At 63.2% G+C, this 15,531-nt stretch carries 13 protein-coding genes; 10 read left to right on the top strand and 3 right to left on the bottom strand.

The annotated features are described in order from the left end of the window. Positions 1-50: 50 nt before the first annotated feature. Complete coding sequence (locus tag NKH60_RS10950; RefSeq protein ID WP_352872111.1) at positions 51-1,319, bottom strand: ABC transporter substrate-binding protein; 1,269 nt, start codon at positions 1,317-1,319, stop codon at positions 51-53. 36 nt (positions 1,320-1,355) lie between these two features. Continuing rightward, positions 1,356-2,399 carry a LacI family DNA-binding transcriptional regulator gene (locus NKH60_RS10945; protein WP_352872109.1) on the bottom strand — a complete coding sequence of 348 codons (1,044 nt, stop codon included), beginning with the start codon at positions 2,397-2,399 and terminating at the stop codon, positions 1,356-1,358. A 226-nt stretch (positions 2,400-2,625) separates the two neighbouring features. On the opposite strand from NKH60_RS10945, the gene NKH60_RS10940 reads away from it, so the two are divergent. The 10 genes from NKH60_RS10940 (at position 2,626) to NKH60_RS10895 (ending at position 14,362) form a co-directional block, all read left to right on the top strand. Continuing rightward, entirely contained in the window at positions 2,626-3,600 is a 975-nt protein-coding gene (locus tag NKH60_RS10940; protein WP_023676028.1) for a sugar-binding transcriptional regulator, read from the top strand. A gap of 44 nt (positions 3,601-3,644) precedes the next feature. Continuing rightward, the gene (locus tag NKH60_RS10935) at positions 3,645-5,090 is read left to right on the top strand and encodes an ABC transporter substrate-binding protein (RefSeq protein WP_352472259.1); all 1,446 of its coding nucleotides are present in this window, start codon (positions 3,645-3,647) and stop codon (positions 5,088-5,090) included. Between the two features lie 152 nt (positions 5,091-5,242). Next, the gene (locus tag NKH60_RS10930) at positions 5,243-6,166 is read left to right on the top strand and encodes a carbohydrate ABC transporter permease (RefSeq protein WP_352452414.1); all 924 of its coding nucleotides are present in this window, start codon (positions 5,243-5,245) and stop codon (positions 6,164-6,166) included. A 9-nt stretch (positions 6,167-6,175) separates the two neighbouring features. Continuing rightward, a complete protein-coding gene (locus tag NKH60_RS10925) occupies positions 6,176-7,033 on the top strand; it encodes a carbohydrate ABC transporter permease (RefSeq protein WP_023676025.1) in 858 nt (285 codons plus the stop codon). A 4-nt stretch (positions 7,034-7,037) separates the two neighbouring features. Then, positions 7,038-8,156: an ABC transporter ATP-binding protein gene (locus NKH60_RS10920; protein WP_352612240.1), complete on the top strand. Its 1,119-nt coding sequence runs from the start codon at positions 7,038-7,040 to the stop codon at positions 8,154-8,156. Beyond that, entirely contained in the window at positions 8,153-9,277 is a 1,125-nt protein-coding gene (locus NKH60_RS10915; RefSeq protein WP_352612242.1) for an ABC transporter ATP-binding protein, read from the top strand. Before NKH60_RS10920 ends, NKH60_RS10915 begins: the two co-directional genes overlap by 4 nt. Continuing rightward, on the top strand, positions 9,277-10,839 hold the full coding sequence (locus NKH60_RS10910) for an FGGY-family carbohydrate kinase (RefSeq protein WP_352612244.1): 1,563 nt from the start codon (positions 9,277-9,279) through the stop codon (positions 10,837-10,839). The genes NKH60_RS10915 and NKH60_RS10910 overlap by 1 nt, the downstream gene beginning before the upstream one ends. Before the next feature lie 7 nt (positions 10,840-10,846). Continuing rightward, positions 10,847-11,887, top strand: coding sequence for a 2-hydroxyacid dehydrogenase (locus NKH60_RS10905; protein ID WP_352612246.1), 1,041 nt, complete (start codon positions 10,847-10,849; stop codon positions 11,885-11,887). A gap of 19 nt (positions 11,888-11,906) precedes the next feature. Then, entirely contained in the window at positions 11,907-13,424 is a 1,518-nt protein-coding gene (locus NKH60_RS10900; RefSeq protein ID WP_352872105.1) for a glycerol-3-phosphate dehydrogenase, read from the top strand. Continuing rightward, positions 13,424-14,362 (top strand): sugar phosphate isomerase/epimerase family protein, encoded by a 939-nt coding sequence (locus NKH60_RS10895; RefSeq protein WP_352472317.1) that lies wholly within the window; start codon positions 13,424-13,426, stop codon positions 14,360-14,362. Before NKH60_RS10900 ends, NKH60_RS10895 begins: the two co-directional genes overlap by 1 nt. Before the next feature lie 47 nt (positions 14,363-14,409). Here the strand turns inward: NKH60_RS10895 and fba are convergent, their stop codons facing one another. Further along, complete coding sequence (gene fba, locus NKH60_RS10890) at positions 14,410-15,474, bottom strand: class II fructose-bisphosphate aldolase (RefSeq protein ID WP_352612250.1); 1,065 nt, start codon at positions 15,472-15,474, stop codon at positions 14,410-14,412. Positions 15,475-15,531: the final 57 nt, after the last annotated feature.

Below are 15,531 nucleotides of genomic sequence, written 5' to 3'. Positions count from 1 at the left end.
AAAGGGGTGGGCGCCCGGCGCGCTGGAAATCCGGACGCCCGGGAGGATTCTTAATCGACCGGGCAGGCGCCTTGCGAGGGCTTGTCGGGCGCCCAGCACGGCGCCTTCGCCTGTTCGATGATCGCTTTCAGCGCCGTCGCCTGTTCGTCGAGCACGCCGTGCACATCCTCGCCGCCGAGCACGATGCGCTCGAAGCTGTCGGTGTAGATCTGATTGAACTTGCCGCCGAGGCCGCCAAGTCCCATCGGCAGCAGCGCCGGCAATGCATCGGGAGCTCCGGTCATGGTGGCGATCACTGGGCTGAAGGCCTTCACCGAGGCCGGCATGTCGTCGGGCAGCTTGACGTCGACGATGGGGAAGAAGTTTGTCGCCTTCAGCGTCGCGATCTGGGTTTCCGGTTTCAGCATATAGGCGACCAGCGCCTTGGCCTTGTCCATGTCGGGCGAGGTCTTCGGGATAGCGACGCCGGCCACCACCGGCATGTAGCCGCGGCCTGACGGGCCAGCCGGCGCCGGGAAGGCGACGAAGTCATCGGGTTTCTGGTTGAAGGCGTCGGCGAGGCGCGCCACGTGATCGAATGCCACCCAGACTTCGCCGGTCAGCAGCGGCTCCTGCATGAAGGCATAGTTGGTCGAATTCGGGTTGGTGTATTGCCACAATTCCTTGAACTTGTTCCACGCCGTTTCGGCCTCCGCCGAGCGGAACTTCGTCACCATCGAGCCGGTATACGATGGAAGGAGAAAACCCTCGAAGAAACGGTGCTTCAGCCCTTTCGGGCCGGCCGGAAAACCGAATTTGGGCGAACCGGTCTTTTCAGCGATGTTTTTCGCCCACTCGATCAGTTGGTCATAAGTGATGGTGTTGAGATCGGTGCCGGCCGGCAGATATTGCAGCGCCTGTTTGTTGGCCGCCATCAGAAAGGTGGCCTGCATCCATGGAAGGTACTTCTGCTCGCTGGTGCCGAGCATGCCGAGCTTCTTGTAGGTCTCGTTGACCTTGACGCCACCGAGATCGACGCCAGAGAGATCGACAAGGTTCGCGCCGACGGTGGAGAAGTCTCCGTGCAGGCCGCCGAGCACGCCTATGGTGCCGGCGCCGGCCTGCAGTTCGGCCTGAAGGCGGGTGAGCCAGGGCCCGTCCTCGGCGACCTGATAGTCGACCTGGCCGTCAAACCCCTTCAGCACTTCGCTGCGCATCTTCTGTGTCTCTTCCACTGGTCGCGCCTGTGTCGACCAGAACAACACCTGCTGGGCTTGTGCTGCGCCGGCAGCAAGCGACAACGCCAGCACCGCACCTGCCAATGTCCTCAACGCATTCATCGTCGTCTTCCTCCCTGGTTGTGCGCCGCTAAGGCGTCAGTTCCGTCCTGTGGGTGCCGGGCCATGGCTTGCCCGCAAGACAAGTGTCGGCCGGACCAGCCGCGTCAGTGGCGCGTCCGGCCTGTCGCCGATGACGGTCAGCAGCATCTCGCCGATCTCGCGCGCGCACTGGCGGATCGAGGCGTCGAAAGTGGTCAGCCCCGGCGGCGCATAGGCGGAGGCGGCTATGTTGTCGAAGCCGATCACCGAAAGGTCGCGAGGAATGGCAAGTCCGGCGCGCCCCGCCTCTTCCATCACAGTCAGCGCCAGCTCGTCGAACAGTGCGACAATCGCCGTCGGCCGCTCGGTGGCGTGCAGAAGCCGGTTGATTGCCTGGATGCGGGCACCGCGATCGAAACGCGGCGCCGTCGCCACATCGAGACTGACGGACGGATCGCCCCGGCGGGCCATCGCGGCGGCGAGCCCGTCCTGCCTGAGATGGCGAAATGTCATCGGCTCCGAAATCGTCACCAGGCCGAAATGGCGGTGTCCGAGATCGTAGAGCATGTCGAAGGCCTCGCCGAAAGCATGCGCGCCATCGGTATCGAGCCAATGGTAGGCAAAGTCGCCGTCGAGCAGCCGGCCATGCGCGACGAACGGGAAATTGCGCTGGCGCAGATAGGCAAGCCGCTCGTCGACCTCGGCGATGCGGGTGACGACGACCCCGTCGGCGCGGCCCGATTCGACGACATGGCGAAGCACGGAAAGTTCCGACTGGCCCTGCGCCGCTGCGGCCAGGATCAGGTCGGAGCCGTGCGAAACCAGCCCTTCGCCGAGCCCTGTGACGAATTCACCGAGGAAGGAGTCGACCAGATTGGGGCCGCGGATCGGAAGCACCATGCCGACAAAGCCGCTGCGGCCGGAGACCAGCGTGCGGGCTGCGGTGTTCGGCACATAGCCGGCCTGATGCGCAGCCTCGGCGACACGTTGGCGCGTTTTCAAGGCGATCTGCACGTGGCCGGCAAGGGCGCGCGAAACGGTGGTAATCGACAGGCCGAGCTGCGCAGCAAGTTCCTTGAGGGTGGTAACGCGGGCCGGCATCGTTTCTCCCGAACGAAGTTTGAAACGTTTGTAATGCGTCCAATCCAAATTGCAAACGTTTTAAATGCGCATGGTCGGTGTTGTTTCTTGCCCGTTGGTTAGCGCGGCCCAATTCGGCCCCGGCCGGCAAGCTCCTGGCCGGAGATTTAAACGCAGCGGTTGCTTGACTCGGGCGACGCCTTGTGAAAAATTTTGCAGCAACTGATAAAAATATCAAAGGGCGGAAATGGTTGGTTTTGGCAACGGCCTGCTGCGCGACGATGAGACCGGGATGGCCGCCCGTGCCGCCTGGCTTCACTATGCCGGCGGCCTGACCCAGTCGGAGGTCGCCAAGCGGCTCGGCCTAACCAGTCTCAAGGCGCATCGCCTGATCACCAAGGCCAATCAGGAAGGCCTGGTCAAAGTCTACATCGACGGCGAAGTCTCAGAATGCGTGGAGCTTGAGGATGAGTTGTCCGGCCGGTACGGCCTCGACTACTGCGAGGTGGTTCCGGACTTCGATGCCGAAGACCTGCCGCTCAAGGCGCTCGGCATTGCTGGCGCGCAGTTTCTCAAGCGCGAGATCGAACGCGGCGAAGAGGCGCTGATCGGCGTCGGCCACGGCCGCACGCTTGCCGCATGCGTCGAATATCTGCCGCGCATATCGGCCGGCAGGATCCGTTTCGTTTCGCTGCTTGGCGGCCTGACGCGCAAGTTCTCCGCCAATCCGCATGACGTCATCCACCGTGTCGCCGAACGCACCGGCGCGGAGGCCTATGTGATGCCCGTACCGATGTTCGCCAACACGGTCGAGGATCGAACAGTATTGCTCGGGCAGAAAGGCGTCAGCGATGTCTTCGACCTCGCCAAGTCCGCCGACTTGCTCATCGCCGGCATCGGCACCGCCGAACGTGAGGCCTCGCTTGTCGCCACCGGCATGATCGAGAAGGGCGAGATGGAGGAGATCCGCCGCAACGGCGGTGTCGGCGAACTGCTCGGCCATTTCTTCGACGATGCCGGAAAGGCCGTTGCGACGACGCTTTCCGACCGGGCGCTGGCACTGGCGCGCGAAGACATCAGCAACCGCAGGATTGTCGCCGTCGCCGGCGGCAAGGTGAAGGTTCGCGCCATCAAGTCAGTGCTGGAGGGCCGTTATCTCAAAGGCTTGATAACCGACGAGCGGACGGCGCGATCGCTCGTGGAACAGACGCCGGTCGGGTAGCCGGCAACCATTTCGTTGAAACTACCCTGTGGAGGAGAAGAGAAATGCATGAGAAAGAGAAAGACCTCATCGACGCATTCCTGCGTGGACAAGTCGACCGCCGTGGGCTGATCAAGGGCCTCGGTGCAATGGGCCTTGCCGCCAGCACCGCCGGCACACTGCTCAATTTCGGGCAGACCCGCGCCCTGGCGGCTGATTTCGACTGGCAGGCGCATAAGGGCAAGACCATCAAGCTGCTGCTCAACAAGCATCCTTACGCCGATGCGATGATTGCCAACCTCGACAATTTCAAGAAGCTGACCGGCATGGAAGTCGTCTATGACGTGTTCCCCGAAGACGTCTATTTCGACAAGGTTACCGCCGCGCTGTCGGCCAGCTCGCCCGAATACGATGCCTTCATGACCGGCGCCTACATGACCTGGACCTACGGCCCGGCCGGCTGGATCACCGACCTCAACGAATGGATCAAGGATCCGGCCAAGACCAACCCGAAATATGCCTGGGACGACTTCCTGCCGGGCGTCAAGAATTCCTGCGCCTGGAACGGCCAGCCGGGCGGCGCGCTCGGTTCGGAAGACGCCAAGCAATGGTGCATTCCGTGGGGCTTCGAACAGAACAACATCACTTACAACAAGGGCATGTTCGACAAGGTCGGCGTCAGCGTTCCCGGCAATATGGATGAGATGGTCGCTACGGCGGCGAAGCTCACCAAGGACGTCGGCGGTGGCGTCTACGGCATCGGCGTGCGCGGCTCGCGCTCCTGGGCAACGATCCACCCGGGCTTCCTGTCGGCCTACGCCAATTTCGACCAGAAGGACCTGAACGTCTCGGCTGACGGCAAGCTGTCGGCCGCGATGAACACCGCCGAATCCAAGGCTTTCCACAAGCAGTGGGTCCAGATGATCCAGGAGAGCGGCCCGAAGGACTGGTCGACCTACACCTGGTACCAGGTCGGCACCGATCTCGGTGCAGGTGCTTCGGCGATGATTTACGACGCCGATATCCTTGGCTACTTCATGAATGGCGGCGACAACAAGATGGCCGGCAAGCTCGCCTTTTCGGCATTCAAGGCCAATCCTGCCGCCAAGGCGCCGACGCCCAATATCTGGATCTGGTCGCTGTCGATGTCCAACTTCTCCAAGGACAAGGACGCCACCTGGTACTTCATGCAATGGGCATCCGGACCCGAGCATGCATTGTTCGGTGCGACCAAGATGGACTTCGTCAATCCGGTTCGTCAGTCGGTCTGGAACGACGAGATGTTCCGCGAGAAGCTGAACAAGAGCTATCCGGGTTATGTCGAGATGTTCGACGTCTCGGCGCCGGGCGCCAGCATCAAGTTCACCCCGCAGCCGCTGTTCTTCGATCTCACCACCGAATGGGCGGCGACGCTGCAGAAGATGGTGGCCAAGGAAGTGCCGGTCGACGAGGGCCTCGACAAGCTGGCCGAGAGCATCAACAGCCAGCTCAAGGAAGCCGGGCTCGGCTAAGCCGCGGCCAAGGCTGGCCCGTCCGCGGGCCAGCCTTTGAGATGTGATACGTTTGCGACGCGGTCCCGAAAGGTGCCGCCTGCTCGCCCGACCGGCCGCCTTGCTCCCTTGGGCGGCCGGGACGGCGAAGCAACAGGATGACGGAGCAGCCGATGACTGCGGCGACAATACAAAGAAACAGGCCGTCGGGCTTCAGGATCAGCAAGCGGGTGCTGCCCTATCTCCTCAGCCTGCCGGCTCTGCTGGTCTGCATCGGCATCCTGATCCCGTTCCTGACGTCGGTGGTCTATTCGTTCCAGCGCTACCGGTTGAGCCAACCCTGGGCGCGGCAGTTCAACTGGGGCGACAACTATATCTCCTTCTTCACCGACCCGAAGTTCTGGAACACCCTGGAGATCTCGCTGCTCTACGCCGGCATCACCGTTGTGCTTGAACTGCTTCTCGGTCTCGGCATCGCCATGCTGCTGCAAAAGCGCTCGACGCTGAACAACTTCATCTCGATCATGCTGCTGATGCCGCTGATGACGGCGCCGGCGCTCGCCGCGCTGATGTGGAAGCTGATGACCAATCCCGGTTTCGGCGTGCTCAGCTATCTCGCCAGCCTGATCGGGTTGCAGGATTTCCGCTGGGCCTCGTCTCCGTCGACGGCGCTGCTCACCGTCGTGCTCGTCGACATTTGGGTCTACACCCCCTTCATCATGATCCTGCTGCTTGCAGGCCTGCGCAGCCTGCCGACGCAGCCCTTCGAGGCGGCAGCACTCGACGGCGTGCCACGCAGCTTCGTCTTCTTCCGCATCACACTGCCGATGCTGACCCCCTACATCCTGACGGCGACCCTGTTCCGCCTGCTTGATTCCATCCAGCAGTTCGACATCATCTACGCCATGACGCAGGGCGGTCCGGGCGACACGCTGACCGTGTTCCAGGTCGAGGCCTACCTCAACTTCTTCCAGTCGACCAATGTCGGCCGCTCGGCGGCACTGATGATCATCCTGTGGGCGATCACCTATTTCCTCTCGAACATTTTCATCAAGAACTGGCTGCGGCTGCGCGAACGCGCCCGCGGCCAGGCATAGGAGGCTGGCGTGGAACACACCTCGCTTCTCGAACGCATCCTGCGCGGCATTGCCCTGGCGCTGGTCGTGATCTTCTTCATGTTCCCGATCGTCTGGATCCTGATGATGTCGTTCCAGACCAACGAGACAATCCTGCGGATTCCGCCGCAGCTTGTCTTCGAGCCGACGCTCGCCAACTACACTGCCTTGATCACCGGCAAGCTGATGACGGCGGCCGGCACGCTCGACATCGCCTTCATGCGCAACCTCTGGAATTCCGTCTTCCTGTCGGTCACCTCGGTTGCCGTCGCGTTGCTGCTCGGCGTTCCGGCGGCCTACGCCTTTGCGCGGCACAAATTCCGCGGCTCGGAGGACATTGCCTTCACGCTGCTGTCGTTCCGGTTCGCGCCGGCGCTGCTGGTGCTCCTGCCGCTCACCCTCTATTTCCAGAAGCTCGGGCTGGCCAACACCTATATCGGGCTGATCTGGGTCTATCAGTTGATCTGCCTGCCGTTGATCCTGTGGATCGTGCGCGGCTATTTCGAAGACATTCCCGCCGACATCGAATACGCCTACCGCATTGCCGGACATTCCTGGTTTGCCACCTTCCGCAAGATCGCGCTGCCGCTCGCCGGCCCAGGCATTGCCGCTGCCGGTCTGCTCGCCTTCATCTTTGCCTGGAACAATTTCGTTTTTGCGCTGGTGCTTGCCTCGGCCGACAAGCAGCCGGTGACGGTCGGCGCGCTCGCCTTCATCACCTCCTCGGGCATCCAGTATGGCCAGATATCGGCGGCGATCGTGCTGTCGATCACGCCGACGCTGGCGCTCGCGCTTTATGCGCAGCGCTATCTCGTCGAAGGCCTGTCGCTTGGCGCGGTGAAAGGATAGTCCGATGGCAAGCCTCGAACTGCGAAACATCGTCAAGCGCTACAAAAGCCAGACCGTTCTCGACAATCTGTCGCTGACCGTCGCCGACGGCGAAACGCTGGTCCTGTTCGGGCCGTCCGGCGCCGGCAAGACGGTGCTATTGCGGCTGGTCGCCGGCGTCATCGACCCCGACGAGGGAAAGATCCTCATCGGCGGCGAGGACATGACCGACGTCGACGCCGAGTTCCGCGGCGTCGGCATGGCATTCCAGAACTTCGCGCTATTCCCGCATATGACGGCGTTCGACAACATCGCCACGCCGCTGCAGGCGAAGCATTCGTCGCAGGGCGCGATCAAGGCCGGCGTCGAGAGCGTCGGCAAGCTGTTGAAGATCGGCCATGTGCTCAGCCACAAGCCGCGGGCTCTGTCCAACGGCCAGAAGCAGCGCACCGCGCTTGCCCGCGCCCTGGTCGGCTCGCCGCCGCTTCTGCTGCTCGACGATCCCTTGCGCAACGTCGATGCCAAATTGCGCTTCGAAATGCGGCTCGAGCTGCCAAGGCTGCTCGCCGATCGTGGCGCAACCGTTGTCTACGTCACCCAGGACTACAAGGAAGCGATGGCGCTTGGCGATCGCATCGCAGTGATGTCGCAGGGCGTCGTGAAACAGCTCGGCACGCCCGAACAGATCTATCGCGAGCCGGCCAACGTCGAGATTGCCCGGCTGTTCGGCGACCCGACCATCAACCTTCTGGACGTCAAGCCGGCGCGGGACGCCAAGGGCATCTATGTCGGCCTGTCCAACGTCCAGGTCCATCTTGCCGGCGCTCATGAGACGGCGGTCGGCCGCGACTGCGTGATCGGTTTGCGGCCGGAGGCGCTGGCGTTTGTCGATGAACGCACGCTCGGCGCCATCCCGGTGACGGTCGAGGCTGAGACGCCGCTCAACGAGAAGATCGTCACGCTGGTGCGCACCGTGCGCGGCCGTGAAATCCTGGTTTCGCGTCCTTCCGGGACACCGGGCCAATCCGAGGGCAAGGTCTACATTGCCGTCGACAGTAAAAGCGCCCTTTTGTTCGATCGCACAAGCGGCGAGCGCATCGGCTCGAAAAACGTCGTCAATTTGCGCAGCGGAGAAGCGGCATGAGCCCGACCGCAATCACCATTTCGGGCGTCGACAAGTTCTACGGTCCGATTGACCGTGGCGTACACGCCGTCAAGAACCTGACGATGGAAATCGTCAAGGGCGAGATCGTGGCGCTGCTCGGCTCCTCCGGCTGCGGCAAGACCTCGACATTGCGCATGATCGCAGGCTTCGAAGAGGTCTCGCGCGGCGCCATCGCGGTTGCCGGCCGCAAAGTGCACACGTTGCCGCCGGTCAGGCGCAACGTCGCAATGGCCTTCGAGGGCTATTCGCTCTACCCGCCGCTGACCGTGCGCGAGAACATGGCCTTCGCCCTCAAGGCCGCCAGGCTGGCGAAGAGTGCAGTCGATGCAAAGGTTGCCAACATCGCCAAGCTGCTCGAGATCGAGGACATTCTCGAGCGCTATCCGAGCTCGATCTCCGGCGGCCAGCAGCAGCGCGCCAGCCTTGGCCGGGCGCTGATCCGCGAGGCCGACCTGCATCTGCTGGACGAGCCGATGGGCCAGCTCGAGCCGCAGCTTCGCGCCGTGCTGCGCGGCCGCATCAAGCATTTCATCAAGGAGCGCGGCCTGACCGCGATCCTGGTCACCCACGACCAGACCGAGGCCAACGCGCTTGCCGACCGCATTGCCGTCATGGAGGGCGGCGTGCTGCAGCAGTTCGATACGCCTGACAGGCTCAAGGAGCGGCCGGCAAACCTGTTCACCGGCACCTTCGTTGGCGAGCCGCCGATGAATGTCTTCGAGGCCTATGTCGGCACGGCCGCCGGCAAGATCAGTCTCAAGCTGCCCGACGGGCTTTCGCTCGACTACGACAAGGATGCGTTCAGCGGCCCGGTTCGCGACGAATTGCTCAACCGGCAGCGCGTCGTCATCGGCGTCAGGCCCTATGCGGTCCGCCGCTCGAAGGATGGTGTGCCGGCGACGGTTTCGGCCAATCAATGGCTCGGCGACCAGACCCATATCGCCGCCGATTTCGCCGGCGGTTCGCTGGTCCTGGTCGAACATGACCGAACCCGCTTGGAGCTTGGCGCGCCGATCAAGATCAGCATCGATCCGAAAAACCTTCACGTCTTCGATCAGGCGAGCGGCAATGCCATTTCGCACGGCACGGAGCTGGCTTGATGCAGGATGTGCTGATCGGCATCGACGCCGGCACGTCTGTCATAAAATCCGTCGCCTTTGACACGGCGGGCAGGCAGATCGCGTCCGCCGCGCTGCCCAATAAATACGAGACACTGCCGGGCGGCGGCGCCGAGCAGGACCTGACACGCACCTGGGCCGATACCGCGACGACCTTGTGCGAGCTTGCCGACAAGGTGCCGGATCTCGCCAGCCGGACCATTGCCATCGCCGTGACTGGGCAGGGCGACGGTACCTGGCTGATCGACAAGGATGGCGAGCCGGTTGCCAAGGGCTGGCTGTGGCTCGACGCGCGCGCTGCCGCGGTCGTCGAGGAGATCCGCGCGCGGCCGGAGGACCGGCTGCGCTTCGAAAAGACCGGCAGCGGGCTCGCTGCCTGCCAGCAGGGATCGCAGTTCGTGTTCATGAAGCGCCACATGCCCGCGATGCTTGCCAATGCAGCGACGGCGTTCCACTGCAAGGACTGGCTCTATTTCAAGCTGACCGGCCACCGCGCCACCGACCCGTCCGAGGGCACCTTCACCTTCGGCGACTTCCGCACGCGCGGCTATTGCGATGATGTGCTCGAGGTACTCGGCGTCACCGATCTCCGGCATCTGTTGCCGCCCATCGTCGATGGCACCAGGCAAAGCACCTCGCTGTCGGCGGCAGCAGCCGATGCGACCGGCCTGCTCGCCGGCACACCGGTCGTTCTGGCCTATGTCGATGTCGCCTGCACGGCGCTCGGCGCCGGCCTGTTCGATCGCGAACGCAAGCCGGGATGCTCGATCATCGGCTCCACCGGAATGCATATGCGGCTTGCCGAAACGCCGGACCAGGTTCTGCTCAACGAGGCTGCAACCGGCTACACGATGACGATGCCGGCACCCGGCGTCTTTGCGCAGATGCAGTCGAACATGGCGGCAACGCTCAATATCGACTGGGTCCTTGGCCTCGCCTCCGGCATTCTCGCCTCGCAAGGTATTACGCGGACCAATGGCGAGATGATCGCGCTGGTCGACCAGTGGATATCGTCGTCCGAGCCAGGCTCGCTGCTCTACCAGCCCTATGTCTCGGAGGCCGGCGAGCGCGGGCCGTTCGTCGATGCCAATGCCAGGGCCGGCTTCATCGGCATTTCGTCCAGGCACGGCTATGCCGACATAGTCCGCGCGGTGTTCGAGGGGCTGGCTTTCGCGGCACGCGATTGCTACGCCGCCATGGGCCCCCTGCCCAAGGAAATCCGCCTGACCGGCGGAGCGGCCAGGAGCCCGGCTCTGCGCAAGATCCTGGGTGCTGCGGTCGGCGCCGACATTCGCACCAGCGAGCGCGAGGAGGCCGGTGCTGCGGGCGCCGCAATGATTGCTGCGGTCTGCGTCGGCCAATACGCATCGATGGATGATTGCGTCAGCGAATGGGTCACGCCTTTGCTCCGTACGGCCGAACCCAGCGACCGGAAACTTGCCGCTGCCTATGAGGCGATGGCTCCGTCCTACACATTGGCGCATGAGGCGTTGCGGCCGGTCTGGCGCTCGATGGCCGCGTCCAGGCAAACCGACGTGAATTGAGAAGAGCATGCCCAAGAAAATTGCGATCATCGGCGACCGCTTCATGCTTCCGGAAGTGTTTCGCGAGAAAATCGAGGCGGCCTGCGGCGACAATCTCGACATCCGCAGCATTGAGACCGCTTGGCCCGACGAGCCGATGCAATTCGGCAATGCGGCACTTGGTCTGGACAAGGTCAAGGAGTATTTCGGCGATCCCGACGAGGTGGTGGATTTCATCGGCGACGCCGAAATCTTCGTCACTCAGCTTGCGCCGCTCTCCGAAAGCATGATGCAGCGCCTGCCCACGCTCAAGCTGGTTGCGGTCTCGCGCGGCGGACCGATCAACATCGACATGGCCGCCGCCAAGGCCCACGGCATCACCGTGGTCAATGTGCCCGGCCGCAACGCCAGCGCCGTGGCCGAGTTCACCATCGGCGCCATTCTCGCTGAAACGCGGCTGATCCGCGTCGGTCACGAAGCCTTGCGCAAGGGCGAATGGCGCGGCGATCTCTACCGCGCCGATCGCACCGGCCGCGAGCTCAACGAAATGACCGTCGGCGTCATCGGCTACGGCAATATCGGCACCAGGCTGGTTCGCCTGCTGCGCGCCTTCGGCTGCCGCATCTTGGTTTGCGATCCCTATGTGCAATTGAGCGCCGAGGACCGCAATGCCGGCGTCGAACTGGTTGCGCTGGACGATCTGCTGTCGCGCTCCGATGTGGTCACGCTGCATTCCCGGGTCACCGAGGAGACGCGCGGCCTGATCGGCAAGAACGCCATCGCCCGGATGAAACCCGGCGTAATCTTCGTCAATACCGCGCGCGGACCGCTGGTCGACTACGATGCGCTCTACGATGCGCTCGTCTCGGGGCAGATCGGCAGCGCTATGCTGGAGACGTTCGCCATCGAGCCGGTGCCTGCCGACTGGCCGCTGTTGCAACTGCCGAACGTGACGCTGACGCCGCATATCGCCGGCGCGTCGGTACGCACCGTGACCTACGCGGCCGAGCAGGCGGCCGAGGAAGTGCGCCGCTACATCGCCGGGCTGCCTCCGGTCAATCCATGCTGACGACAGGGCATAGAGCGAAATGAACGGTGAAACCGAAATCGTTGACCTCTTCGTCATCGGCGGCGGTGTCAATGGCGCCGGAATCGCGCGCGATGCGGCGGGCCGGGGTCTGTCGGTCATTCTTTGCGAAAAGGACGATCTTGCCGAGGGCACCAGTTCGCGATCGGGAAAGCTCGTTCATGGCGGTTTGCGCTATCTCGAATATTACGAGTTCCGCCTGGTGCGGGAGGCGCTGATCGAGCGCGAGGTGCTGCTCGAATCCGCGCCACACATCATCTGGCCGATGCGCTTCGTGCTGCCACACAGCCCCGATGATCGGCCGGCCTGGCTGGTGCGGCTCGGCCTGTTCCTCTACGACCATCTTGGCGGCCGCAAGCGACTGCCGGCCACCCGCACGCTCGACCTGCGCACCGCGCCAGAAGGCGCGCCGATCAAGGACAGCTTCAAGCGCGGCTTCGAATATTCCGACTGCTGGGTCGACGACGCCCGCCTGGTCGTCATCAATGCGCTCGACGCCGCGGAGCGTGGGGCCAGGATATTCACCCGCACTGCCTGCACCGCCGCCCGCCGCGAAAACGGCCTGTGGTCGGTGGAGATGCGCGACGGTCGAACCGGCGTCAGGACCACAGTCCGGGCACGGGCGCTGATCAACGCCGCCGGACCCTGGGTCAACGACGTCATCAACCGCGTCGCCGGCCAGAATTCCAGGCGCAACGTGCGCCTGGTCAAGGGCAGCCACATCGTTGTGCCGAAATTCTGGGAAGGGCGGCAGGCCTATCTCGTTCAGAACAGCGACAAGCGGGTGATCTTCATCAATCCCTATCAGGACGATCTGGCGCTGATCGGCACCACTGACATTCCCTATGACGGGCGGCCGGAGGACGTGACCGCCGATGCCAGCGAGATCGATTACCTGATCAAGGCAGTCAATCGCTACTTCAAGCGCCAGCTTGCGCGCAGCGACGTAGTCTACTCGTTTTCCGGCGTCAGGCCGCTCTATGACGACAATGCCGACAATCCGAGCGCGGTGACCCGCGATTACATATTCGAACTCGACGCACCGGCTGGGCAGGCGCCGCTGCTTTCGGTCTTCGGCGGCAAGATCACCACCTTCCGCAAATTGGCCGAGCACGCGCTCGACCGTATCGCCCCGTTCTGTCCGAAAATGGGCAAGCCGTGGACCTCGAAAGGGCACCTGCCGGGCGGCGATATCGCCAATGCCGATTTCGAGCAGTTTCTGGGCGACCTCGGCCATGAATTTCCCTGGATGCCGGCATCGCTGGTCAAGCATTACGGCAGGCTCTACGGCACAAGGACGCGCGATCTGGTCGGCGCGGCCACCTCGCTCGCCGAACTGGGCCGGCGCTTCGGCAAGGATTTTTTCGAGCGCGAAGCCAATTACCTGTTCGAGCATGAATGGGCCGAGACCGCCGCCGATATTCTCGAAAGGCGCACCAAGCACGGCCTGCATCTGTCCGCCGCGGAAAGAACCGCCTTCGAGGACTGGTGCTCGAGCCGGCTGGCAAAGGCCGGCTGATGGCCTTTACGCTTTCGCTCAACACCAATCCGCTGGTCAACCGCTTTGCGGAGCCGGACGACCTGATCGACGCGATCGCCTATCAGATCGGTATCAGGGACGTCCAACTCACCCATGAATTCGTCAATCCCGGCTGGCCGGCGGCGACGATCGCCAAATTCGTCCGCCTGTTCCGCTCCGCGCTCGACCGCACCGGTGTGCGCGTGACCTCCGCGATGACCGGCCCTTACGGCCGGCTCAATCATTTCGGCCATCCCGATGCCGACGTGCGGCGCTACTACGTCGACTGGTTCAAGACCTTTTCAGAAGTTTCGGCCGAGCTCGGCGCCGCAGGCATGGGCACGCAATTCGCGATCTTCACTCACCGGGATTACGACAATCCTGAACGTCGCGCGCGGCTTTTCGACATCGCGCTGGAATGCTGGCGCGAGGTCGCCGAGCATGCCAAAGCAGCCGGCTTGACCTACCTGTTCTGGGAGCCGATGTCGGTCGGCCGCGAATTCGGCCATACGATCGAAAGCTGCCGGGCACTGCAGCGCGAGATCGAAGCGGCCGGCATGGCCGTCCCGTTCAAGATGATGGTCGACATCGACCATGGCGACGTGACCTCGAGCAATCCGGCGGACACCGACCCTTATGCCTGGGCCGAAGCCTTTCCCAGGCAATCGCCGATCATCCACGTCAAGCAGTCGTCGATGAATAAGGGTGGTCACTGGCCGTTCATTGCCGCTCACAACAAGGACGGCCGCATCACGCCGGAAAAGCTGCTGGAGACGGTTCGCCGTGGCGGCGGCGTCGACAACGAGATCTGCCTCGAATTGTCGTTCCGCGAGCGCGAGCCCGTCGACCACCAGGTCATCGCCATGATCCGCGAGTCGGTCGACTACTGGGCACCCTTTATCGAGACCGGCAGGGCCGATCTCTTGCCGCGAGCATGATCGGATGAGCAGGAGCTGAGGCAGCTCCTGCTCAGAGCCGGAATACGTCAGCCAAATTTCGGATCGAGGCTTCCGGACTTGTAGCGCTTGGCCATTTCCGACAGCGGCAGCGGCTTGATCTTCGGTGCGTTGCCGGCGGTGCCGAATTGCTCGAAGCGCTCCTTGCACAGCTTCCGCATCGCGGCCATTGCCGGCGTCAGATATTTGCGCGGATCGAATTCGCTCGGGTTCTCGGTCAGCACCTTGCGGATTGCGCCGGTCAGCGCCATGCGGTTGTCGGTATCGATATTGATCTTGCGCACCCCGTGCTTGATGCCGCGCTGGATCTCTTCGACCGGCACGCCCCATGTCGGCTTCATCTGGCCGCCATATTTGTTGATGATCTCCTGCAACTCCTCCGGCACCGAGGACGAGCCGTGCATGACGAGATGCATACTCGGCAGACGGCGGTGGATTTCCTCGATGACGTTCATGGCCAGTACAGCGCCGTCCGGCTTGCGGCTGAACTTGTAGGCGCCGTGGCTGGTGCCCATGGCGACTGCCAGCGCATCGACACGGGTGTCGCGCACGAACTGTTCGGCCTGCACGGGATCGGTCAGCAGCTGGTCGTGGCTGATGACGCCCTCGACGCCATGGCCGTCTTCCTGCTCGCCGCCGCCCATCTCAAGCGATCCAAGGACGCCGATCTCGCCTTCCACCGAGACGCCGCCCCAATGCGCCATGTCGACGACGCGGCGGGTGATGCCGGAATTATAGGCGTAGTCGGCCGGCGTCTTGCCGTCTTCCTTCAGCGATCCGTCCATCATCACCGAAGTGAAGCCGTGCTGGATCGCGGTGACGCAGGTGGCTTCGTTGTTGCCATGGTCGAGATGCATGCAGACCGGGATATCGGGATGGATTTCGACCAGCGCGTCGATCAGCTTGGCTAGCACCACGTCGTTGGCGTAGGCTCGGGCGCCGCGGCTCGCCTGCAGGATAACCGGCGATTTGGTCTCCTCGGCTGCCTCCATGATGGCGAGGCCCTGTTCCATATTGTTCATGTTGAAGGCAGGCACGCCATAGCCGAATTCGGCGGCATGATCGAGCAATTGTCTCAGTGTGATGCGAGCCACTCAGTAGTCTCCCGTATCCGGTTTCGAGCCAGTGTTTGCGGGCCGTTCGGTTGTCGT

Source organism: Mesorhizobium sp. M1006, assembly GCF_040318825.1.
Taxonomy (GTDB): domain Bacteria; phylum Pseudomonadota; class Alphaproteobacteria; order Rhizobiales; family Rhizobiaceae; genus Mesorhizobium.
Note: the sequence above shows the minus strand (reverse complement) of the source record. Positions and strands in the feature narration are given on the sequence as shown.

Coding starts and splice junctions, on each gene's coding strand:
- NKH60_RS10950 (WP_352872111.1), bottom strand. CDS start 1,319: ATGAATGCGTTGAGGACATTGGCAGGTGCGGTGCTGGCGTTGTCGCTT.
- NKH60_RS10945 (WP_352872109.1), bottom strand. CDS start 2,399: ATGCCGGCCCGCGTTACCACCCTCAAGGAACTTGCTGCGCAGCTCGGC.
- NKH60_RS10940 (WP_023676028.1), top strand. CDS start 2,626: ATGGTTGGTTTTGGCAACGGCCTGCTGCGCGACGATGAGACCGGGATG.
- NKH60_RS10935 (WP_352472259.1), top strand. CDS start 3,645: ATGCATGAGAAAGAGAAAGACCTCATCGACGCATTCCTGCGTGGACAA.
- NKH60_RS10930 (WP_352452414.1), top strand. CDS start 5,243: ATGACTGCGGCGACAATACAAAGAAACAGGCCGTCGGGCTTCAGGATC.
- NKH60_RS10920 (WP_352612240.1), top strand. CDS start 7,038: ATGGCAAGCCTCGAACTGCGAAACATCGTCAAGCGCTACAAAAGCCAG.
- NKH60_RS10915 (WP_352612242.1), top strand. CDS start 8,153: ATGAGCCCGACCGCAATCACCATTTCGGGCGTCGACAAGTTCTACGGT.
- NKH60_RS10910 (WP_352612244.1), top strand. CDS start 9,277: ATGCAGGATGTGCTGATCGGCATCGACGCCGGCACGTCTGTCATAAAA.
- NKH60_RS10905 (WP_352612246.1), top strand. CDS start 10,847: ATGCCCAAGAAAATTGCGATCATCGGCGACCGCTTCATGCTTCCGGAA.
- NKH60_RS10900 (WP_352872105.1), top strand. CDS start 11,907: ATGAACGGTGAAACCGAAATCGTTGACCTCTTCGTCATCGGCGGCGGT.
- NKH60_RS10895 (WP_352472317.1), top strand. CDS start 13,424: ATGGCCTTTACGCTTTCGCTCAACACCAATCCGCTGGTCAACCGCTTT.